Source organism: Enterococcus sp. DIV0421 (genome assembly GCF_051713745.1).
GTDB lineage: Bacteria > Bacillota > Bacilli > Lactobacillales > Enterococcaceae > Enterococcus_D > Enterococcus_D casseliflavus.
The window spans coordinates 1,128,362-1,151,313 of sequence record NZ_JBIOQM010000002.1 but is presented as its reverse complement, the minus strand read 5'-3'; the positions used below and the strand labels follow the sequence as shown (position 1 = coordinate 1,151,313).

The 22,952-nt window shown below is 43.5% G+C and carries 23 protein-coding genes; 20 read left to right on the top strand and 3 right to left on the bottom strand.

Annotation, left to right across the window (positions count from 1 at the left end; translation table 11 throughout):
- The first annotated feature begins 34 nt into the window (after positions 1–34).
- From IGI96_RS16615 to IGI96_RS16605, 3 genes are all read left to right on the top strand, one after another.
- A complete protein-coding gene (locus IGI96_RS16615; protein ID WP_005226139.1) occupies positions 35–694 on the top strand; it encodes an HD domain-containing protein in 660 nt (219 codons plus the stop codon).
- Between the two features lie 83 nt (positions 695–777).
- Complete coding sequence (locus tag IGI96_RS16610) at positions 778–1,158, top strand: hypothetical protein (protein ID WP_005226138.1); 381 nt, start codon at positions 778–780, stop codon at positions 1,156–1,158.
- A complete protein-coding gene (locus tag IGI96_RS16605; protein WP_010748385.1) occupies positions 1,155–1,388 on the top strand; it encodes a hypothetical protein in 234 nt (77 codons plus the stop codon). Before IGI96_RS16610 ends, IGI96_RS16605 begins: the two co-directional genes overlap by 4 nt.
- A gap of 156 nt (positions 1,389–1,544) precedes the next feature.
- On the opposite strand, the gene IGI96_RS16600 is transcribed toward IGI96_RS16605, so the two are convergent.
- On the bottom strand, positions 1,545–1,871 hold the full coding sequence (locus IGI96_RS16600) for a hypothetical protein (protein ID WP_010748384.1): 327 nt from the start codon (positions 1,869–1,871) through the stop codon (positions 1,545–1,547).
- Between the two features lie 93 nt (positions 1,872–1,964).
- Here IGI96_RS16600 and IGI96_RS16595 point away from each other — a divergent pair, with 93 nt between their 5' ends.
- Complete coding sequence (locus IGI96_RS16595) at positions 1,965–3,128, top strand: VanZ family protein (RefSeq protein ID WP_086338189.1); 1,164 nt, start codon at positions 1,965–1,967, stop codon at positions 3,126–3,128.
- A 58-nt stretch (positions 3,129–3,186) separates the two neighbouring features.
- Positions 3,187–4,533 (top strand): DEAD/DEAH box helicase, encoded by a 1,347-nt coding sequence (locus tag IGI96_RS16590; protein ID WP_086338190.1) that lies wholly within the window; start codon positions 3,187–3,189, stop codon positions 4,531–4,533.
- Positions 4,534–4,564: 31 nt separating this feature from the next.
- Here IGI96_RS16590 and IGI96_RS16585 read toward each other — a convergent pair whose 3' ends face one another.
- Positions 4,565–5,008 carry a GNAT family N-acetyltransferase gene (locus IGI96_RS16585; RefSeq protein WP_438785379.1) on the bottom strand — a complete coding sequence of 148 codons (444 nt, stop codon included), beginning with the start codon at positions 5,006–5,008 and terminating at the stop codon, positions 4,565–4,567.
- 70 nt (positions 5,009–5,078) lie between these two features.
- On the opposite strand from IGI96_RS16585, the gene IGI96_RS16580 reads away from it, so the two are divergent.
- From IGI96_RS16580 to cls, 4 genes are all read left to right on the top strand, one after another.
- Positions 5,079–6,131: a DUF7278 family profilin-like fold-containing protein gene (locus tag IGI96_RS16580; protein WP_086338192.1), complete on the top strand. Its 1,053-nt coding sequence runs from the start codon at positions 5,079–5,081 to the stop codon at positions 6,129–6,131.
- A 351-nt stretch (positions 6,132–6,482) separates the two neighbouring features.
- Positions 6,483–9,125: an alanine--tRNA ligase gene (gene alaS, locus IGI96_RS16575; protein ID WP_086338193.1), complete on the top strand. Its 2,643-nt coding sequence runs from the start codon at positions 6,483–6,485 to the stop codon at positions 9,123–9,125.
- A gap of 276 nt (positions 9,126–9,401) precedes the next feature.
- Positions 9,402–10,544, top strand: coding sequence for a cation diffusion facilitator family transporter (locus tag IGI96_RS16570; protein ID WP_074535780.1), 1,143 nt, complete (start codon positions 9,402–9,404; stop codon positions 10,542–10,544).
- A 24-nt stretch (positions 10,545–10,568) separates the two neighbouring features.
- Positions 10,569–12,035: a cardiolipin synthase gene (cls, locus tag IGI96_RS16565; RefSeq protein ID WP_086338194.1), complete on the top strand. Its 1,467-nt coding sequence runs from the start codon at positions 10,569–10,571 to the stop codon at positions 12,033–12,035.
- Here the strand turns inward: cls and IGI96_RS16560 are convergent.
- Positions 12,015–12,431: a ribonuclease HI family protein gene (locus IGI96_RS16560; RefSeq protein WP_005226128.1), complete on the bottom strand. Its 417-nt coding sequence runs from the start codon at positions 12,429–12,431 to the stop codon at positions 12,015–12,017. The two genes, cls and IGI96_RS16560, sit on opposite strands and share 21 nt — an antisense overlap.
- A 65-nt stretch (positions 12,432–12,496) precedes the next feature.
- Here IGI96_RS16560 and IGI96_RS16555 point away from each other — a divergent pair, with 65 nt between their 5' ends.
- The 11 genes from IGI96_RS16555 to IGI96_RS16505 all read left to right on the top strand — a co-directional run bounded on the left by IGI96_RS16555 (position 12,497) and on the right by IGI96_RS16505 (position 22,952).
- Positions 12,497–12,907 (top strand): EbsA family protein, encoded by a 411-nt coding sequence (locus tag IGI96_RS16555; protein WP_005231379.1) that lies wholly within the window; start codon positions 12,497–12,499, stop codon positions 12,905–12,907.
- Between the two features lie 209 nt (positions 12,908–13,116).
- A complete protein-coding gene (locus IGI96_RS16550; protein ID WP_015509731.1) occupies positions 13,117–14,787 on the top strand; it encodes a formate--tetrahydrofolate ligase in 1,671 nt (556 codons plus the stop codon).
- 228 nt (positions 14,788–15,015) lie between these two features.
- Positions 15,016–15,423, top strand: a complete 408-nt coding sequence (locus tag IGI96_RS16545; protein WP_074933801.1) for a hypothetical protein — start codon at positions 15,016–15,018, stop codon at positions 15,421–15,423.
- A complete protein-coding gene (locus tag IGI96_RS16540) occupies positions 15,416–16,123 on the top strand; it encodes a CBS domain-containing protein (protein WP_005226123.1) in 708 nt (235 codons plus the stop codon). The genes IGI96_RS16545 and IGI96_RS16540 overlap by 8 nt, the downstream gene beginning before the upstream one ends.
- Complete coding sequence (gene lspA / locus IGI96_RS16535) at positions 16,120–16,605, top strand: signal peptidase II (RefSeq protein ID WP_005226122.1); 486 nt, start codon at positions 16,120–16,122, stop codon at positions 16,603–16,605. Before IGI96_RS16540 ends, lspA begins: the two co-directional genes overlap by 4 nt.
- Positions 16,589–17,497 carry an RluA family pseudouridine synthase gene (locus tag IGI96_RS16530; protein WP_005226121.1) on the top strand — a complete coding sequence of 303 codons (909 nt, stop codon included), beginning with the start codon at positions 16,589–16,591 and terminating at the stop codon, positions 17,495–17,497. The genes lspA and IGI96_RS16530 overlap by 17 nt, the downstream gene beginning before the upstream one ends.
- A gap of 243 nt (positions 17,498–17,740) precedes the next feature.
- Positions 17,741–18,277, top strand: coding sequence for a bifunctional pyr operon transcriptional regulator/uracil phosphoribosyltransferase PyrR (gene pyrR, locus IGI96_RS16525; protein ID WP_005231374.1), 537 nt, complete (start codon positions 17,741–17,743; stop codon positions 18,275–18,277).
- Between the two features lie 19 nt (positions 18,278–18,296).
- Positions 18,297–19,577 carry a solute carrier family 23 protein gene (locus IGI96_RS16520; RefSeq protein ID WP_086338195.1) on the top strand — a complete coding sequence of 427 codons (1,281 nt, stop codon included), beginning with the start codon at positions 18,297–18,299 and terminating at the stop codon, positions 19,575–19,577.
- Between the two features lie 47 nt (positions 19,578–19,624).
- Positions 19,625–20,551: an aspartate carbamoyltransferase catalytic subunit gene (locus IGI96_RS16515; protein WP_005226118.1), complete on the top strand. Its 927-nt coding sequence runs from the start codon at positions 19,625–19,627 to the stop codon at positions 20,549–20,551.
- 36 nt (positions 20,552–20,587) lie between these two features.
- Positions 20,588–21,871, top strand: coding sequence for a dihydroorotase (locus IGI96_RS16510; protein WP_015509725.1), 1,284 nt, complete (start codon positions 20,588–20,590; stop codon positions 21,869–21,871).
- 1 nt (position 21,872) lies between these two features.
- On the top strand, positions 21,873–22,952 hold the full coding sequence (locus IGI96_RS16505) for a carbamoyl phosphate synthase small subunit (protein WP_010748372.1): 1,080 nt from the start codon (positions 21,873–21,875) through the stop codon (positions 22,950–22,952).

Here is a 22,952-nt window from a genome sequence, read left to right as displayed (position 1 = left end):
GGCTAGCTGCTTTCATATCGAAAGAAGGAAAAAAATGAAGGAAGAATACAATGTTGCCGATCTTAGCAAAGTAATTGCTTATGCCGAAAGTATTCTGGGGAATGATTACACAGGACATGGGTTTGATCATGTCAAACGAGTGGCTGGGTTAAGTCAAGCCATCATTGATGCCGACGAATTGGCAGTTGATTGCTTTGTCGTACAGGCGGCAGCCTATCTCCATGATACGGTGGATGACAAAGTTGTGGCGGATGTCACAGCGGCGTCTAACGAAGTGCGAGCTTGTTTGACCACAGCGGGAGCCAGTGAAGCACAAACGAAAGAAATTTTTTCTATTATCGAGAATCTGTCTTTTTCAAAAGAACTTTTGCAAGGCGCGCAAGTTGTCTCAGTAGAAGGCCGCGTCGTTCGTGATGCAGATCGTCTCGATGCTTTAGGTGCGATCGGTATTTTACGGACGAGTTATTTTGGTGGCAGTCATCAACACCCGATCCATGTCAGTGACTTAGCCCCAAAGACGTTTCAAAATCATGAAGATTACCGAAAAGGGACGACGGTGATCAATCATTTTTATGAGAAACTATTTTTGCTTCCTGAAAAGATGACCACGGCGTATGGCAAAAAAGAAGCCCAACGGCGTGTGGCTTTCATGAAGGATTTTTTAGAAGAATTCTATGCAGAATGGGATGTTTAACTTTGTTTAGAGTTTTTTAAACTGAAATTCGATTATTTCCTTTTTCCTCCATTGTTCTTTATAATAATAAGTACAAAGGAGGGATGGAAATGTACTACCAACAGGCATTACAACCGAATGAACTATTGCCAGCGATTTCCAATTCAGGGGAATGCTTTTTTGTCATTCGGGCTGAGCTACCCATCCGGCAATATCAAATCGCAGTCTATCTTTACGACGATCAATTCTTTTTGTTGCAAGATGATCGCTTGTTTGATCAAATCGACCAAATCTCTAGTGAAACATTAGGGGATGAAGAAGAGATTTTACCATTTATCGAAGAAGCGCTGGAAGAAAACCATTATTTATTAGTGGAAAAAGCGTTTATTCGTTTAGATCTATCTACTTTACAAAAGATGACCGATCTTACTAGTTTCGATATCTTGTTTTATGAATTTTTTGACTCATGGGGGGAAGAAGGATGAAACGGACTGAATACGTAACGCTACAAGACCAAACATTGATCGACCTATTCCAGCAGTTAGGAGAGGATGTTTCGAATCTCGAGCTGATCGATGAAGAAAAGAATATCGATGTGGTGGTTGTGTCGAATAGTGATTGGCAATATTTATTGGAGCAAGTCAATGATGATGTGAAAGAGTCTTTTGCTGATACCTCAGAGACAGACCTGGATGAAGAACTAGCCGACGAATAAACCTTTTTTTAGTTGATAAACTGTTTTACTACGAAAGTGGCGGATGGATCTTTAGAACGGGTCTAGCAATCTAGGCAGCTTACCAAAAAAATACGAAGCGATCTCATTTCCCGTCAAGAGGAGCAGGATCAATTCGTATTTCTAGGTAAGTTGTTTTTATTTTGTCCGCAGACGAACGTTTTTGACTTTTAAATAGCCGCGAATCAAGTTGACAATCAGTAAAAGAATGCCCACAATCAATGGAATCGCTAATAAATAAGGCGAGTAAAGGTGGGTTTCTTGCACGTGTTCAAGAGATGTTTTCTCCACTTCATTGATGGCTTGTTGAATGACTTGTAAACTAAATCCTGTCAGAAAACCAGCAATGATGAAAAGGACGAAGCCTAGATAGGGAATATCGGAAGACCGGCGAAAAAGAGCAAAAGCTGCATATAAAACCAAAAGGAATGCCGGTACGCCAAAGGCAAAATAGGGATTTAACATGGTTTTTTAACCTCCTTTTCTTTTATGATACTCCAAAATTTACGTTTTGGGAAATAGCGTGTAAGATAAAAAGAAAACGTGAAGGAGTTCTTTATGTCCGCTTATATTACCCCAATAAAGGTTGCCTTGCTGGTTTTTCCTTTCCTAGCATTGGCGATATCAATGATTTTTTTTGTTATCCAATATCGAAAATACGGTCGTTTTATCTTGTCACGCGCACTGGTTCTGTATTCATTTGTCTTCTATTTATTGTGCGCCTATTTCTTAGTTATCCTACCATTGCCCTCGATCGAAGAGGTAGCACAGATGACTGGTCCTAAGATGGAATTGCAGTTAGGGGCATCGTGGCAACATTTTGTCCAACAGACCGTCTTAAACATTCACGATCCGCAAACCTATCTTCCCGCTATGAAGCAGGGGGTCTTTCTTGAGCCACTCTTTAATTTATTGTTGACCTTACCATTTGGGGTCTATTTGCGTTATTACTTCAAATGTTCCTTTTTAAAAACACTCGTTATTACGTTTTGCCTGACGTTGTTTTTTGAATTAACGCAGTTGACGGGCCTATATTTTATTTATCCTCGTCCGTATCGCTTATTCGATGTCAATGATCTCTTTGTCAATACAGTTGGAGGGCTTGTGGGCTGGACGATCGCCCCACTTTTTACGTTCTTATTGCCATCAAGGGAAGAGATGGATGCCGATTCTTACGCCAAAGGCACTCGGGTGACTGTGACACGAAGGGTGTTTGCTTGGTTGATCGACTGGGGAATACTGAATGTGATCAGTTTCCTTGTGGTGATCGCTGTTCGTTTGCTCACTCAACAGACGGTACGGGACTTTAGTGGGGACTATTGGTACTTTGCTCTTGAAGTGTTGCTGTACTTTGTGTTGTTGGCTTACCTTGCCAAAGGACAAACGATTGGAAAAAAACTCGTACGAATCAAAATCATGCAAGAAGGCCGTGAGCGTGTCAGCTTGGGGGCGTTATTGAAACGCTATGGCTTGTTTTATCTGATTTATGCCAGCATCAGTCGGGTCAATATCTTCTTCGCTCCGTTTCTTGAGTCCAACAATCTGCTGCTTTTAGTCGTTAGTTTGTTGATGGTAGTTATTTTTGGGTTGATCCAGTTTGGTTTTTACTTGAATCTCTTGTGGGCAGCAATAAAAAAAGAAAGTCGCTTTTTCTATGAACGCCGCAGTGCAACGTATACTATCAGTACGATCGATCTTCAATCGATTACAAAAGAAAGTTAGGAAAACAAGGCAACATATGCTATAATCCAAAGGATGCTAAAAGAAAGAAGGTGTTTGAATGTCTTTTGAGTCATTTAAATTTCAACCATTTATTTATGAAGCACTTGCTGATAAAAAGTTCTCTAAACCAACAGAAGTGCAAGAAAAACTGATACCTGTTATCCAAAAAGGACGCAGTGTTGTAGGGCAATCACAGACCGGAAGTGGTAAGACCCACACATTTTTACTGCCGTTGATGGATAAAATCGATGCCGAAAAAGATGAAGTGCAAGTAGTGATCACTGCACCGAGTCGTGAATTAGCCACGCAAATCTATCACGCCGCAAAACAAATCGGCGGATTTCATGATCCTGAAATTCGAGTGTCAAATTTCGTCGGAGGAACGGATAAGCAACGTCAATTAAGCCGTCTGCAAAATCAACAGCCCCATGTCGTGATTGGGACACCTGGTCGTATCTTGGATATGATCAACGAACAAGCGTTAGGGGTTCACACTGCCAATGTATTTGTCGTGGATGAAGCAGACATGACCTTGGATATGGGCTTTTTGGAAGAAGTCGATCAAATTGCGGGGCGTTTGCCTGAGAAACTACAAATGCTGGTTTTCTCCGCAACGATTCCAGAGAAATTGCGCCCATTCTTGAAAAAATACATGGCCAATCCATTGATCGAAGAAATCAAATCGAAAGCAGTCATCTCTGATACGATCGAGAATTGGTTGATTTCTACCAAAGGGAAAAATACCAATAAATTGATCTATCAATTATTGACTACAGGCCATCCCTATCTTGCCATCGTTTTTGCCAACACGAAGAGCCGTGTGGATGAAATTACGGATTACTTAAAGGAACAAGGCTTAAAAGTAGCGAAGATCCACGGCGACATCAGTCCTCGTGAAAGAAAACGGATCATGCGCCAAGTGCAAAATTTGGACTACCAATATGTTGTCGCAACAGATTTAGCTGCGCGAGGAATTGATATTGAAGGGGTTTCTCATGTCATCAATGCTGAGATTCCAGCTGATTTGGATTTCTTTATCCACCGTGTTGGTCGGACCGGTCGAAACCAAATGGATGGGACCGCGATCACTTTTTATGATCCAAGCGATGAAGGGGCAATCCAAGCCATCGAAGATCTAGGGGTTGTTTTCCAACCGAAGGAAATCAAAAATGGCGAGATCGTTGCGACTTACGATCGGAATCGTCGGCAAAAGCGAGAAAAATCTCGTGACGAATTAGACCCAACCTTGATTGGCTTAGTCAAGAAAAAGAAGAAAAAAATCAAGCCTGGCTACAAGAAAAAAATTCAATGGGCTGTTGATAAGAAGAACAAAGAAAAACGGAAGATCGAACGTCGTCAAACGACTCGAACGGCCCGCAAAAACAAGAAAAATTCGAATAGCTAATGCTTAGCAAAACAGCAGTCAAGGAAGAGAACTACTCTTCCTTGACTGCTGTTTTTAATTGTTTGGTCATTTCTACACACAATACGCCATCTTCAGCATAGGGTTCAGATGTTTTTTGATACCCACAGGATTCATAAAACGCACAAGCGTCGATCTCTGCGGATAACACTGATTGGAGGGCATCCTCTTGGATACCACGCATTTCGAGATAATGCAATAATTTGGTGCCGTATCCTTGGTGCCGATAGGCCTTGGCTACGCAAAAGCGATCAGGTTGCAGGGTGTTTGGCGTAGAGAATTGATATCTGATGGTAGCGATCGGGATGCGTCCATCTAGCCAAAGATAGTATGGGCAAGTTTGGTCTTTTTCATCAAATTCCCAATCTATAGGAATGTGCTGTTCTTCCACAAAAACGGCTTGCCGCAGGGCGAAAACCGCTTGTAGCATCCACGGACTGCGTCCAAAATAAAGCATCAGTCGTTTTCCTCCTTTTTCGTGGTATACTCGTTATATAGTAATTGTAGCAGATGAGAGGAGAAATGACGTGGATTTTTTTGAGGCGTTACAATGGTCAAATTGGAAGACACTGTCCTTTGAAATCAAAGAACAGCTGATCCAGCAAATTTTAATGTATTTTGTCAGTCCTTTAAAGGAGATCACCGATGTCCATTTTAGTCAGTTGACGTATGCAGGGTTGAAATGTGCTACCTTTGAATTAACGATCGATGGCGAAGACTTTGTCTTTATACCAGGGAACTCTGAGGCGATCTTAGGTTGGGATCTCGGTGTGCAAGGATTACCGGCTACTTGCTGGAGTAAAAATTGGCAGTCAGCCCCCAACGAAATCATTCGCCAGTTGGAAACAATCTATGAGTTAGAAACCAGCCAGGATTGGGGGATTTTTGTCAATGAGTCTACGAGCCCTTTGCGCAAAGCTGTGATTGATCCTATGCTAGTCCAAAAAAGTTCTCTGCCTGCTGGCGCAAGGTATATCGGGCAGTTAAATACGATCACTGGGGAGTTTCACGGGTTAGTCGATCAATTCAGTGTTTTCGAAAAAGAGCTAAAGGCACAATTCACAGCACCAGCGTCCTTTGAGGAAAGCTTGCGTTGGGAATTACCCGCTTTTTATCACGAAGAGAATCGCTATTTTGCTGCACTCGAGCCGTTATCGGAAACCTATCGGTTATTTACCCACGAATCCGTCAGTCAAACAGAATTGAAACAGCAGTTAGACAAACAAGGCTTTCAGCTGCTATCAGAGGATCAATGGGAATACGTTTGCGGTGCTGCGACTCGGCGACTTTTTCGCTGGGGCAATGAAAAGTCCTGCGACGATGGTGTCTCTTTGTCAACCGCTGAATTGCTTGAACCGAATTTATTTGGCTGCACCTATGGGCTTGCGGATGCGTGGGAGCTGACAGATGGCTTGTCTTTAAAAATGGAGAACTGGCAGATTTGTGGGCATCCTTTATTCGATGCCTTGCCATATGCCAGTTATTACCGTTCACGGAAAATGCTGCAGCCAGATCAAAAGCTTTCTCCCCAGAGCTATCGTTACCGCAAAGCGATTCTGATCAACAAAGAACGGATTTGAGGATTGACTTTTTCGAAACATTTCCTTATACTTTGAATGACGAAGGATATGGTCGGTTTGATGATTCATTACAGAAAGTTTTTCACTGCTGAGAGAAAAACATGAATTCGGACGGATTGCTCCCTTTGGTGCTCAACTGCAGCAGAAATGTTGCCGTCCACTCCGCGTTAACGAGTCTAAGAGGTAATGAGTCACATCATTGCAAGCAAGGTGGTACCGCGTATCGACGTCCTTGCTCTGCAATGGTGTTTTTTTATCGTCAAAATGACTCTACAGGAATAAGAGCGCCTTACCAGCAATTTTGTCAGCCCCTGTATCTTAAGCGAACACAGAAGAAAGTAGGAGAATAACGTGAAACAATTATCCAGTGCAGAAGTACGCCAAATGTTTTTGGACTTCTTTCAATCAAAAGGACATTCCATCGAGCCGAGTGCGTCCCTTGTTCCAGTCAACGATCCAACCCTGTTATGGATCAATTCAGGGGTGGCAACGCTAAAAAAATATTTTGATGGCAGTGTTGTTCCTGAAAACCCAAGAATTACCAATGCGCAAAAATCGATTCGGACTAACGACATTGAAAACGTTGGGAAAACAGCAAGACATCATACGATGTTTGAAATGCTAGGCAACTTTTCAATCGGCGATTACTTCAAAAATGAGGCGATCCATTGGGCATGGGAGTTTTTGACCTCACCAGAATGGATGGCTTTTGATTCAGACAAATTATATGTCACGGTTTATCCAAAAGACACAGAAGCAAAACGGATTTGGGCAGAAGAAGTCGGCTTACCACCAGAGCATATCGTTGAGATTGAAGACAACTTTTGGGACATCGGTGCAGGACCTTGTGGACCGGATTCAGAGATTTTCTATGACCGTGGTCCTGAGTTTAATGACGTAGCGGAAGATAATCCCGAAAACTACCCTGGTGGCGAAAATGAACGCTATTTGGAAATCTGGAATCTGGTCTTTTCAGAATTCAATCATCAACCAGATGGCTCCTATGAACCACTACCACATAAAAACATTGATACGGGGATGGGGCTGGAACGAATGGTTTCCATCGTTCAAAATGCACCAACCAATTTTGAAACAGACTTGTTTCTGCCGATCATTAATGCAGTGGCAGATTTAAGCGGTCGTGTGAACTACGGCGACAGCAAAACGACAGATATCTCCTTTAAAGTGATTGCAGACCATATCCGCGCACTTTCTTTTGCGATCGGCGATGGGGCACTTCCTTCAAATGAAGGCCGTGGCTATGTTTTACGTCGTTTATTACGTCGTGCAGTCATGCATGGGAAAAAATTAGGGATCGATACTGCCTTCTTATACAAATTAGTACCGATCGTTGGCGAGATCATGGAAAGCTACTATCCTGAAGTACTAGAGCAGCAAGAATTTATTGAGAAAGTGATCCGCAACGAGGAAGAACGTTTCCATGAAACGATCAATGAAGGGTTAGATATTTTAAATCAAGTGATCGCCCAAGTAAAAGCAGACGGTCAAGATACGTTAGCTGGTCAAGATATTTTCAAATTGTATGACACTTACGGATTCCCAGTTGAATTGACAGAAGAAGTGGCGGAAGACGAAGGGTTGAAAGTGGACCACCAAGGGTTCGAACAAGAAATGGATGCACAACGTGCCCGCGCTCGTGCGGCTCGACAAACAGAGCTTTCGATGGGCGTACAATCCGCTTTATTGACAGATATCAAAGTAGACAGCCGTTTCGTTGGCTATGATTCACTTGAAGCAAACAGCGAATTATTAGTGATCATCCAAGACGAAGCGTTACATGATTCTGTTTCGACAGGTGAAGCAAAACTGATTTTTGCCGAAACACCATTCTACGCAGAAATGGGTGGACAAGTTGCGGACACAGGCACGATCGTAGCAGAAGATGGTACGATCGTAGCGGAAGTGACGGATGTCAAAAAAGCACCGAACGGTCAGTTCTTGCATACTGCTACAATCAAAGCGCCACTAAAAGAAGGCGTGAACTATTTCTTACAAGTGGATCAGCATCGTCGCAATAAGATCATTAAAAATCATACGGCGACTCACTTATTGCATAAAGCCTTAAAAGAAGTATTAGGCAGCCATGCGAACCAAGCAGGTTCATTAGTTGCTCCAGGACATTTGCGCTTTGACTTTAGTCATTTTGGGCAAGTGACCAGCGAAGAGCTGAGCCAAATGGAACAAATCGTCAACCAGAAAATTTGGGAAGCTCTTCCTGTTGTGACGATCGAAACGGATATCGATACCGCAAAAGGCATGGGAGCGATGGCACTCTTTGGTGAAAAATATGGGCATGACGTTCGCGTCGTCAATGTTGCCGATTGGTCGATCGAATTATGTGGGGGAACCCATGTAGCAAATACGGAGGATATCGGTATTTTCAAAATCGTTTCTGAATCAGGGATCGGTGCTGGTGTTCGTCGAATCGAAGCAGTGACTAGTCAAGAAGCTTATACGTTATTGCATGAAGAAGAAGCGCAATTAAAAGCAATTGCAGGGATCGTTAAATCCGCCCAATTAAAAGAAGTCGTTGCCAAAACAGAACAACTGCAAGCGCAGCTGCGTGAATTGCAAAAAGAAAACGAAGCTCTTGCCAGCAAGTTAGCAAACCAGCAAGCAGGGGATGTTTTCAAAGATGTTAAAGAAGTAAATGGTCTGCGTCTGATCACAGCAAAAGTGACTGTAAAGGACATGAACCAATTACGTCAACTAGCTGACCAATGGAAACAAAAAGACCATTCTGATATTTTAGTGTTAGCTACCGCGAATGATGGCAAAGTGAATCTTTTAGCTGCCATGAACAAAGCAGCCAACGAAAAAGGATTGAAAGCAGGCGATTTGATCAAAGAGATCGCACCTAAAGTTGGCGGCGGCGGTGGCGGCCGTCCTGATATGGCACAAGCCGGCGGGAAGAATCCAGAAGGAATCGCAGCAGCACTTGAGACAGCAGCAGCGTGGTTAGCTGCCAAGTAAGCACACTATGGTTGAATCTGTACCCGCGAGTTCCTTTCCTTTAAGAAGATAGGTGAAAGAGGAGCGTAGGTCTTTAACACATTCCTTTTTTGAACGAAGATGACGGAGGGGGAGACCCTTCCGTTATCTTTTTCCTTTTTTCCTACGTGTTATCTGAAAATGCGTTTGATAATTGAAGGGAATTCGCTTTTTTTTCGAAAAAACGATACGAATAGTTGTTTAATTGAATTCCTTCGGGGTAAAATAAGAAAGATGGTTTTTTGAGAGGGTGATGATTTGCTAAACTTTTTTTTAGATCGTAGCAAAAAAAATGGTGTCTACGAACGTACAGCCATCGGGAAATTAGCAGGCAGCCTCGGGTTGCTTTCCAACCTACTATTATTTGCCGGGAAATTTATCATTGGCTTATCTGCCCAGTCTGTTTCGATTATGGCAGATGCCATCAACAGTCTTTCAGATACCGCTTCGTCTATTTTAACATTGATCGGTTTTCGGATCTCTGCGAAACCAGCCGACAGTGAACATCCATATGGTCATGAGCGATTTGAAGCCATCAGTGGGTTTGTAGTATCTTTGATCATCACGTTTGTTGGCGGCCAATTTCTCATCAGCTCTGTGCAACGCATCATGGAACCGACGAGTATCCGTCTTTCCCCACTATTGTTTATCGTTTTGGTCTTATCGATTTTGATCAAAATCTGGCAGGGAGCGATGTACCGCAAACTGGCGAACCTGATCGGCTCTCAAACACTTAAAGCCAGCGGACAAGACAGTCTCAACGATGTGTATACAACGGGGGCAGTTTTGTTTTCAGCAACGATCGAGTGGTTGACTGGCCTACGTATCGATGGCTTCGTCGGCTGTCTGATTGCCTTGTATATTTTGATTAGCGGAATCAAAATGATTCGTTCCTTTATCAACGAATTATTAGGGGCACGCCCAACCCAAGAAGAAGTAGCTGCCATGGAGCAACGCTTGGATCACTATCCGACGATTCTCGGTTACCATGATTTACTGGTTCATAATTATGGACCGAAAAATCGCTTTGCCAGTGTGCATATCGAAGTGGATGAAACGTGGTCTTTACGGGAAGCGCATGAGGTGATTGATGCGATTGAACAAGATTTTCGCCAATCTTTAAAGGTCGACCTGGTCTGTCATCTTGATCCCGTACCAATTCAAGATCAGCAGTATCGGCATTTAAAAAAAGAAGTGTCAAAGATCATTCGCTTCGTTGACCCACAGTTACGGATGCATGATTTTCAGGTCAAAGGAGATCTGTTGGCTTTTGATTTAGTGATTCCCGCAAAATCGGCGTATAGTGATCAAGAAATCGAAGAAATGCTGAAACAAAAAATCAAAGAAACACTAGGGGACTATGAATTGAAGCTTGCTTTCGATCACAGTTACCTATTATAGGGTTACAGGATATAGGAGGAAACTATGATAAAAATGGATATGAGCATGATTTCCACGGTATTATTGGCACTATTGTTTATTAATACGATCGCTGCCTTTATTACTGTTTTTCGGAAACCACGCTCGATTGCAAGTGTCTTTGCTTGGATGATGACGTTGGTATTCATCCCCGGCATCGGGTTCTTGTTGTACTTGTTTTGTGGTCGGGGGATCGACGGAGAAATTATTTATAAATTTAGTGAGCACCACCAAAGTAGGATCAATGAGTTGAATCAAATCATCAAAGTGCACAATTATTCTTTTCCTGAACATCCTTACTCAGATGACAATCATCTATTAGAGCGCTATTTTAAGAACCTTGATGAATCGCCCTTGACGAAAGGAAACAAAGTAGAATTTTATACAGATGGAAAAGAAAAATTTGCCGCATTGTTTGAGGATATGAAGCAAGCAGAAGATAATCTGCATGTGGAGTATTATTCGTTTTTTAATGATGAGATCGGTGGCCAATTCTTGACAATCTTGATCGATAAAGCCCGTGAAGGTGTTGAAGTGCGTTTGGTCTATGATCCATGGGGGTCACCGAAGGCCAATCGGAAATTCTTTCAACCGTTGATTGATGCCGGTGGAAAAGTCGTGCCTTTCATCACTTCGAAGAACCTAATCCGCAACACACGATTGAACTACCATCTACATCGAAAAATCGTTGTGATCGACGGTCAAATCGGATGGACTGGCGGCTTTAATGTCGGCGATCAGTATTTAGGGAAAAAGGCCAAATTTGGCTATTGGCGAGACACCCATGCGAGAATCGTAGGTACTGCCAGTTTTACACTACAAGAGATTTTTATTCGTGACTGGAACGCATCTGTAAAAAGAGAAGAGGATCAGCTGGAATACGAGGATCGCTACTTTATTCTACCGCCGAAAGAGCGCTCTGGAAATGTTGATTTGCAGATCGTCGCTGATGGGCCTGAAAGTGAGACCCAAATTCTCAAAGGCGGTTTTGTAAAAATGATCTTAGCTGCCAAAGAATCGATTTGGATCCAAACGCCTTATTTGATTCCTGATGACAGTATGATGAACGCATTGGAAATTGCCATCCACTCAGGTGTAGACGTTCGAATCATGATTCCATGTATGCCTGACCACCCATTCATTTATCGGGCAACACAGCATTATGCCAATTACTTGCATCGCCGTGGTGCAAAAATCTACATCTATAACAATGGTTTCCTCCATGCGAAGACGGTCATGATGGATGATACCATTAGTTCCTTTGGGACGACGAATCAAGACATTCGGAGTTATGCCTTGAATTTTGAAGTCAATGCCTTCGCCTACGATCACGATGTCACGCAAACGTTGAAAGGCTTCTTTGAAGAGGATATGGCACAATCAACATTACTGACGGATGAAATTTTGGCGAAGCAATCTTACTGGTTGCGCTTCAAACAAAACTTCTCTCGGTTATTGTCTCCGATCCTTTAATTTCATCGCTTTTGCTAATCCTTGGCGTGCCAAATGGTCGGCACCTTTGTTTTGACTCTCAGGGACCCATTGGATGATTGCTAAAGCGAACTGTTTCAACAAGTATTGAATTTCTGTTAAATAATCAGAAAAAGCAGGGTTTTTGGTATAATTCTTGTCGATGGTCTGCGCAACGACTTTGCTGTCGGTATAGAGCATAATTGTCTGTTCCTGTAAACCTTTGTCAATCAGCAGCTGCAACGCATTGACCATCACAGCGAACTCTGCTTGGTGGTTGGTTGAATCAGGTAGCGGAAACGCAATTTGTTCATGCAGATCAGTACCGACAATGACGATTCCACCGCCACTAGGGCCGGGGTTGCCTTTCGTGGAAGCATCAAGATAAACTTTTAACATTGTCTCACCCTTTTTTGATATGATAAAGATAGTATACTAGAAATTTTATGTTGTGAGGAACTTTTATGAAGCGTAAATTGTATTGGCAACCGGAAGCTGCTACAGCGATCATTTATTGGTCGTTTACTATGATGATATTATTTATCAGTTTGATTCTTTCGTTAGAAAATACCAGACCTTATTGGAAAAGCAACCTCGTTTTAGCCGTCTTTTTCTTTTTTGTATGGTTAGGGATTCACCGAAGCATGCTCATCAGGAATGATTTGCTCCTGATTCGCTATGCGCGCTTATGGAAGAAAAGCCTTATTTCTTTACCTGAGATAGAAAAATGGCAAATTATAAACCGTTTAATAAGCATTACCGATCATCAAAAAACGTATACCTTCACGTTGCGTAAAAAAGATGTGGCATGGTTAGAAACTTTTTTTCAAGAAAAAATCCCTGAAAAAAGGGTGCAGGTCAAAACCAACGAGTAATTCATAGAAATCTAGAAAGCAGCGATCACTCCTTTTGGCGTTACAGCCTTAAGAGGGACGTTGTTTTTTGTTTACATAAAGGATTCGTGAAACTTCTTGTAAAAGTGTGAAAAATCTCTCTTTCTTTCTGAATAAAATCAAGTATAATAAGAGCATAGCAAACAAAATACATTTTAAAGTGCTAAATAGTTCGTGAATTGAGGGTAAAAATGAAATCAGATATCGAAATTGCACAAGAATCAATGCCTAAACCGATTATTGAAATTGCTGAACCACTTGGTTTAACAGGCGATGACCTGGAACTTTATGGCAAGTATAAAGCAAAAATCGAATGGTCGGCAATCACCGAAAAAGCAAACAATCCGCTGGGTAAACTCATTTTAGTCACAGCGATCAGTCCGACACCCGCTGGAGAAGGCAAGTCAACCGTGACCATTGGACTTGCAGATGCGTTAAATCAAATCGGCAAGCAAACCGTCATCGCTTTACGTGAGCCATCTTTAGGACCAGTAATGGGCATCAAAGGCGGCGCCACCGGCGGCGGCAAAGCACAAGTGTTGCCGATGGAGGACATCAACTTACACTTCACTGGCGATATGCATGCGATCACAGCAGCAAACAATGCCTTGTCTGCATTGATCGACAATCATATCCAGCAAGGCAATGAGTTGGGGATCGACGGACGTCGGGTCACATGGAAACGAGTTGTCGATTTGAATGATCGAGCGTTACGACAAGTGATTGTCGGTCTAGGGGGACCGTTACAAGGCGTTCCCCGAGAAGACGGTTTTGACATCACCGTTGCTAGTGAAATCATGGCGATTTTGTGCTTGGCAACAAGCATTGATAATTTAAAAGAGCGATTAGGAAAGATTTTAATTGGTTATTCTTTTGAGAAACAACCGATTTACGTAAAAGATCTGGCGGTCCAAGGTGCTTTAGCCTTACTTTTAAAAGATGCCCTCAAACCGAATCTTGTTCAAACGATTGAAGGAACCCCTGCGCTGATCCATGGCGGACCTTTTGCAAATATCGCCCATGGGTGTAATAGTGTCATCGCAACCGAGACGGCTTTGCACTTAGGCGAATACACGGTGACCGAAGCTGGGTTTGGTGCTGACTTAGGGGCAGAGAAATTTCTTGATATCAAAACACCGAACTTATCAAAGGCACCAGATGCGATCGTAGTAGTAGCGACGATCAGAGCACTGAAGATGCATGGTGGGGTCGCTGTGGCTGATTTAGGGACAGAAAACTTAAAAGCATTAGAGTTAGGCTTCAGTAATTTAAAGCGACATGTTGAAAACATGCGTAAATACGGGATTCCAGTTGTCGTTGCGCTTAATGAGTTCTCACAAGACACCGAAGCGGAGCGAACACTAGTCGAAACCATGTGCCAGCAAATCGACGTCACCATCGCACGGACAGCCGTTTGGGCAGACGGTGGTGCAGGTGGAACGGATCTAGCAAAAGCAGTGGTTCAAGTAATCGAGGAAAAACCTGCCAACTATCAACGCTTGTATACCGACGATTTGCCTTTAGCGGATAAAGCTTCTTTGATCGTGCGTGAGATCTATGGCGGGGCAGAGGTTGAGTTTGCGCCGAAAGCCAAGGCACAGTTGCAAAGCTTCAAAGAACAAGGCTGGGATCAGCTGCCGATCTGTATGGCAAAAACCCAGTATTCCTTCAGTGATGATCCAAAGCGATTGGGCGCACCAGATGACTTTACAGTAACGATTCGCGAATTCGTGCCAAAATTAGGGGCTGGCTTTATCGTAGCCTTGACAGGTGCCGTGATGACGATGCCAGGATTACCGAAGAAACCTGCCGCCATCAATATGGACGTGACTTCTGATGGCCAAGCGATCGGTCTTTTCTAAAAGAGCTATCACAAACAAAGAAGGCATTCGCGGCATTTGAAACGGAAAAACGGAAAGAGATGATTTGAAAGGACGGGTGCAAGCGGCATTCGTCTTTTTCTCGTTCATTAGACGTGATGGAAGATAAAAGTAGGGATTCTTGTTATAATAATCAAGGAAGCAAGCAAAAGTCTATTTTCTTTCTTTTGATAATCAAGTATACTTAACCAATTGAGGTGATCTTTGTCAATGGAGCTACAACTAACTAGGAGGACTGGTTTTTATGGAATGGGCAGTCCCTTGGAGGTCATGCAAGGAAAAAAAAGAATCGCTGCCATCAATCATCAGCAAACGATTTTTTTGGGGCTAGCTGAGCAGACGCCGATTCGTGTGCGCATGTTTTTTTTAGAAAGTCAGCCTTTTCAGTTACCAAAAGGCCAATCAGCGCTCAAGCTGGAGGTCGTGATGAATCCTGCGCTTAAAAGAATATATATCGGCTTTTATTTAAGCCTTTTTCTCATGATGGGGGTATTGGGCTTATTATCCATCTCCCTTTACTCGTTGCTTTTTGTCGGTGTGTATTTAGTGGCATATTTTGTCTTTATTTTGATTTATTTAAAAAAAGCGTATCTTATCAAGGAGGTTCCTCATGGCTAGTGGTGCAGATCAATTTTTGAGCAGTTTCAATCGAATCGAAAAGCGGCTTCGTGACGAATTGGATAATCCGCGGAATATGGGTTTTTCTGAAATGGTTCGTCGCTTGTCAAAAAGCAAAAATATCAATGTCAGAAGAGCAGAAGATGATCTATTACAAATGGCTCAGCTGCGCAATGCCATCGTACATGAAAAAATCGGAGAAAACTTTGTCATTGCGGAACCGAATGAATGGGTCGTCAATCGCATCCAAGAAATTGAACGCTCCTTGCTGGCACCTGAAAAAGTCATGCCGCGTTTTGCGAAACGAGTGACTGGTTTTGAAAAGCACCTGCCATTACCAGAGTTATTGAAAATCGTTGCCCAAAAGCGCTATTCACAATTTCCGATCTATGATAATGGTCGATTTTTGGGCTTGATCACCTTGCGGATGCTGGGATACTGGTTAGCGAAAGAAAGTCTCCATGGTGAAATCAAGTTGGCAGGCAGAACGGCAGATGAATTATTAGCAGGAGATGGGAAACGATCGAATTATTGTTTCGTGTCGGCTGAAACGACCATCGTAGAAGTGGAAGAATTGTTTCAAAAAAATGCCCTGCTTGAGGCGGTTTTGATCACCAAGGATAAAAATCCGAATGGAAATCTCTTGGGCATCATCCGTCCGCGAGATATTTTTAAAGAAGAAAGAGTGGAAAATTTATGATCGCGTTGTTTTTTTTGTTAAGTGCTGTTGTCATTGGCTTGGATCAATGGCTGAAAATTTGGATCGTTGCCAATTATCAACTGGGTGAAACACATTCTCTGATCGACAATGTGTTGTCCCTGACCTATCTTCAGAATACGGGTGCAGCTTGGAGTATTCTAGAAGGAAAAATCACCTTTTTTGCGATCATCACCGTTATCGCGGTTGCTGTTGTTGTTTACCTATTGTTTCGCTACCAAAAAAGCAGTCTATGGTTTCGTTTCGGACTGGCGTTTGTTCTAGGTGGGGCGATCGGTAATTTTATCGATCGGTTGCAGCATGGCTTTGTGGTCGATATGTTCCAGCTTGATTTTATCAATTTCCCAATTTTCAATATCGCTGATATGTCATTAGTGTTCGGGGTGATCTTGATTTTTATTTATGCACTGGTAGATGACGAAGCAAAAGGGAAACAAGGAGAATCAAATGGAAAAGCAAATTGAAGTAATCATTAAAGAAGAAAAAGGGCGGGTCGACAAAGTGTTGGCTGAACGCTTGCCAAATCATAGTCGGTCACAAATCCAGCAGTGGCTAAAAGAAGATGCGGTCACATTGAAGGGCGAAACGGTTCGGGCAAATTATAAGGTAAAAGCAGGTGATCACTTGATCATCCAAGTACCAGAACCTGAAGTTGTAGACTTACAACCAGAAAATATTCCTTTGACGATCGTCTATCAAGATGCTGATGTGGCAGTCATCAACAAACCGCAAGGGATGGTGGTTCATCCATCCGCTGGGCATCCAAATGGCACCTTGGTTAATGCGTTATTGTACCATATGGATGATTTATCCACGATCAATGATGTTGTTCGGCCAGGAATCGTTCATCGAATCGACAAAGATACGTCGGGTCTGTTAATGATCGCCAAAAATGATCAGGCACATGAGTCGTTAGCGAAACAATTGAAAGACAAAACATCGTTACGCAAGTATGTAGCATTGGTTCATGGTACGATCAGCCACGAAAAAGGCACCATCAATGCACCGATCGGTCGCTCAAAAGTCAATCGCAAAATGCAAGCCGTGATCGAAAATGGCAAACCCGCTGTCACTCACTTCACCGTGTTGGAGCGCTTCGAGCAGTTCACCTTAGTAGAACTACAGCTGGAAACAGGAAGAACCCATCAAATAAGAGTCCACATGCAGTACATCGGTTTTCCGCTAGCTGGCGATCCGCTATATGGACCTAAACGCACGCTAAAAGGCAATGGGCAGTTTTTACATGCCAAGCTTCTAGGCTTCACCCACCCAACAACAGGCGAGTCGCTAGTCTTTGAAGCGCCATTACCAGAGCTGTTCGCGGACACGTTAAAAAAATTGCGAAAAAATGATTGATTTTTTTGTGTGAGAACTGTATAGTAATTGTAACAACTAAATAGTTCCTTTAAATGTAGTCCCGTGAGGCTAAGAAGGAATGAGTAAGCAGACGACTCCCGCGTTGGAGATTCGAACCCTTACTAGATGATAACGTGTACCCAAAATCCACAGAATGGGATTTTAGGCAACGATCGGAAAACATGACTCCTACCTCAAGCAGGTAGGAGTTTTTTTATGTTCAAAATTAGGAGGGAATAACATATGGCAGCGAAAGAAGTAGTAGATGCAGTAACAATGAAACGAGCGTTAACGCGGATCACCTATGAAATTATAGAAAGAAATCGCGGCATTGATAACTTGGTGCTGGTAGGGATCAAAACCCGCGGCATCTATATCGCGCAACGAATAGCAGAACGTTTAAAACAACTAGAAGGCGTAGAAGTACCTGTCGGTGAATTGGACATCACCTTGTACCGAGATGACAAAAAGACAGAAGATGATCCAGAGATCCATTCATCAGACATCCCGACTGCCATTGATGGCAAAGAAGTCATCTTGATCGATGATGTCTTGTTTACAGGACGGACGATTCGGGCAGCTTTGGATGCCATCATGGATATTGGTCGACCAAAAAGAATCTCACTCGCCGTTTTAGTTGACCGCGGTCATCGTGAACTGCCGATTCGGGCAGATTTTGTTGGAAAAAATATTCCAACTGCTTTAAGTGAAGAAATTATCGTGGAGATGGAAGAATCAGATGGTTCTGACCGGATCATGATCAATAAAGAAAACGACTAGGAAGAAGAGTGACAGCAACATGCAGAAGCAAGAATTTCGCAATCCAGACGCAGTTTTAGACATCAAAGATCGGCCCAAAGCACTGCCTTGGTTAGGCCTAAGCTTACAACATCTTTTCACGATGTTTGGGGCAACCGTTTTAGTTCCGATCCTCGTTGGGATCAACCCCAGCATCGCTTTAGTTAGTTCAGGTATTGGAACATTGGTTTACTTGGTTACGACGAAAGGGAAGATTCCAGCGTATCTAGGCAGCAGCTTTGCGTTTATCGCAGCGATGCAGATGCTGATGAAATCTGACGGCTACCCAGCTATTGCACAAGGCGCCATCACGACTGGGTTGGTCTACGTGATCGTTTCGATGATCATTAAACGTGCAGGTGCTGCTTGGTTGGATAAGATCTTACCACCGATCATTGTCGGTCCTGTGATTATGGTGATTGGATTAGGGTTAGCCGCTAACGCAGCTCAGAATGCGATGTACAATGACTCAGTCTACGATTTCAAGTACATTCTGGTAGCCTTGGCTACCTTAGGATTAACGATTTTCTTCAATATGTTTCTGCGAGGGTTCTTAGGACTGATTCCGATCCTTCTGGGGATCGTGGGCGGATACTTGATCGCCTTAGCAGTGGGAATCGTCGATGTACAGCCCATCATTGACGCCAACTGGTTTGGCATGCCGAACTTCGAGATTCCCTTCATTAACTATGAACCAAAACTGTATCTGAATGCGATCACGACGATGGCGCCGATCGCTTTTGTTACCATGACCGAACACATCGGTCATCTGATGGTCTTGAACAAATTAACGAAGCGGAACTTTTTTGAAGAGCCAGGCTTGAACCGAACACTTTTGGGCGATGGTTTTGCTCAAATCGCAGCCGGTCTCGTTGGGGGACCCCCAGTGACAAGTTACGGAGAAAACATCGGGGTTTTAGCAATTACACGGGTCCACAGTGTGTTCGTCATCGGTGGTGCGGCAATTCTAGCCATCGTACTAGGCTTCGTTGGAAAACTAAGCGCATTGATCTTAAGTATTCCTGGTCCAGTCATCTCAGGGATCAGCTTCCTGCTCTTTGGCGTCATCGCTGCCAGCGGGTTGAAAATTTTGATCGACAATAAAATCGATTTTGATCGTAAGAAGAATTTGATCATTGCGTCAGTGATCCTTGTGGTAGGAATCGGCGGGCTTGTCTTCACGGTCGGTACCTTCACCTTATCCGCAATGGCGTTAGCAACTGTCCTAGGAATCTTCTTGAATCTTATTTTACCTGACAGCTCTCGCAGCGAAGAAAAATAACTTGTGCCAACTCATCGTTTAAACAGAATCAAAGGAGGAATTCATTCATGATTATTCAATCCGAAAGAATCAGCTTAAAGCATCTTTTGACGGTCGAAGCATTGACAGACCGTGAAGTGATGGGACTCATCCGCAGAGGACAAGAATTCAAAAGAGGGGCGAAATGGATGCCCCAAAAAGAACAATATTTCGCAACAAATCTCTTTTTTGAGAACAGTACCAGAACCCACAAAAGCTTCGATGTTGCTGAGAAAAAACTAGGGATCGAAGTCATCGAATTTGAAGCCTCCACCAGCTCTGTTCAAAAAGGCGAGACCTTGTATGACACGGTCTTGACGATGTCGGCTTTAGGTGTAGACGTTGCGGTCATTCGCCACGGCGATGAAAACTACTACGACTCTTTGATCCAAAGCAAAACGATCCAGTGCAGTATCATCAATGGCGGGGACGGCAGCGGCCAACACCCAACGCAATGTTTGCTAGATCTGATGACGATCTATGAAGAGTTCGGGCACTTTGACGACTTGAAAGTCGCAATCGTAGGCGACATCACCCACTCACGGGTCGCGAAATCAAACATGCAAATGTTGAAGCGTCTCGGCGCGAAAGTCTTCTTCTCAGGTCCAAAGGAATGGTATGACGAAGAATTTGAAGTATACGGTCACTGGATGCCACTCGACGAATTGGTCGCAGAAGTCGATGTCATGATGATGCTTCGTGTCCAGCACGAGCGCCATGATGGAACGGAAAGCTTTTCAAAAGAAGAATACTTAAAAAATCACGGGTTGACCGTCGAACGCGCCGCAAGAATGAAAGAGCATGCGATCATTATGCACCCAGCACCAGTCAATCGCGATGTGGAGTTAGCTGATGCCTTAGTTGAAAGCTTACGCTCGCGAATCATCACCCAGATGTCCAATGGCGTCTTTGTTCGAATGGCAATTCTTGAAGCGGTGTTGAACGGTAAGGCCTAACAGGCAAAAAGGAATGAATTAGAGGAGGAAGTTTACATGAAAACGCTCATTAAAAACGGTAAAATCATCAAAAAAGACAATCACTGTGTTCCTGCAGCAATTTGGATCGAAGACGGAATCATTCGCGGGATCGGTACAGAATTTCCCGAAACAGATTTTGACGAAGTCATCGATGCCAAAGAGCAATTGATCACACCAGGTTTAGTGGATGTTCATGTACACTTCAGAGAACCGGGCTTTGAATACAAAGAAACAATCGAAACGGGCAGCATGGCAGCCGCTCGTGGTGGGTTTACGACAGTTTGCGCAATGCCAAACCTTGACCCAGTTCCTGATACACCAGAAAAATTAGCAGCTGTTTACGAAAAAATCAACGCAGATGCATCAATCAATGTCTTACAATACGCCCCGATCACCGAAAACTTGCGCAGCGAAACGTTGACGGATGCAGCTGGAATGAAAGCCGCGGGGGCATTTGCCTTAACAAATGACGGTGTCGGGGTTCAGACTGCTGGCACAATGTATTTGGCAATGAAGCAAGCCGCCGAAAATGACTTGGCATTGGTTGCCCATACAGAAGATGATTCCTTACTCTTTGGCGGCGTGATGCATGCTGGTAAAAAAGCGGAAGAACTTGGATTGCCAGGGATCTTGAGTGTAACAGAAGCATCTCAAATCGCTCGGGATGTGCTTTTAGCGGAAGCAACAGGAGCCCATTACCATGTCTGCCATGTCTCTACGAAAGAAAGTGTTCGAGTGATTCGAGATGCCAAAAAAGCTGGGATCCATGTGACAGCCGAAGTTTCTCCCCACCATTTGCTTCTCATCGATGAAGATATTCCTGCCGATGAAGGCTTTTGGAAAATGAACCCACCGTTACGTGGGCAAGAAGACCGTGAAGCGTTGATCGAAGGTCTGTTGGATGGCACGATCGATTGTATCGCGACGGATCATGCCCCACATGGCTATGAAGAAAAAATGCAAAGCTTTTTAAAAGCACCATTTGGCATCGTCGGATCAGAATATGCCTTCCAATTGTTGTACACTCATTTTGTGAAAACAGGACGCTTTACCTTGCAGCAGCTAGTGGATTGGATGACCGTGAAACCAGCGTCGCTCTTTGGTCTAAGTGCTGGAACGATGATGGTCGGAGACAAAGCCGACCTGGCAATTTTTGACTTAGAATCAGCTTATAACGTGGATCCTAAGCAATTCCTATCAAAAGGAGTCAATACGCCTTTCGGTGGATGGACGTTATATGGGGATACGAGTTATACATTTGTAAATGGTAAAACAGTATGGCAAAAAGGTGGGCAATAATATGAAGCGTTGGCTTATTTTAGAAGATGGAACATACTTTGAAGGCGAAGGGTTTGGTGCCAGTGTCAATGTTTTTGGTGAGATCGTTTTTACCACAAGCATGACAGGGTATCAAGAAGCCATTACGGATCAAAGCTTTAACGGACAAATCATTACGTTTACGTATCCGATGGTTGGCAATTACGGCGTCAACCGAGACGATTACGAATCAATTTCACCAACTTGTAAAGGGGTTGTTGTGAAAGAACACGCGCGTCTAGCGAGCAATTGGCGAAAACAGCTGACGTTAGACGAATTTTTAAAACGCAAAAATATTCCAGGGATCGCAGGAATCGATACACGAGCGTTGACGAGAAAGATTCGTCAACACGGAACCATGAAAGCGAGTATCGTTGATGCAGGCGATGTCTTTGATCATGCCTTTGATCAATTAAAAGCGGCGGTTTTACCAACCAATCAAGTGGCACAAGTTTCTACCTCAAAACCTTATCCAAGTCCTGGAACGGGTCGCAATATCGTGGTCATCGACTTCGGCTTGAAGCACAGTATTTTACGGGAGTTGTCACGCCGCAACTGCAATTTAACGATTTTGCCATACAATACGACAGCCCAAGAAATTTTAGACCTCGCACCAGATGGTGTAATGCTGACGAATGGACCAGGCGATCCCAAAAGCTTGCCAGAAGCAATTAAAATGATACAAGGGATTCAAGGCAAGGTACCAATCTTCGGGATTTGTTTAGGCCATCAGCTCTTCTCATTAGCGAATGGAGCAGATACCTATAAAATGAAATTCGGTCACCGCGGATTAAACCATCCGGTAAGAGAGATCGCCACTGGTCGGATCGATTTCACCTCACAAAACCATGGCTTTGCTGTGGATGAAGCATCCATCGATCCAGAAAAACTAATGGTAACCCACGTCGAAGTGAACGATGGCACGATCGAAGGGGTTCGTCATCGCCGTTACCCAGCATTCAGTGTCCAGTACCACCCAGATGCGGCACCAGGCCCGCATGATGCAGTCCACTTATTTGACGAATTTTTAGAGATGATCGATGCATGGAAGGAGCAGAACTAA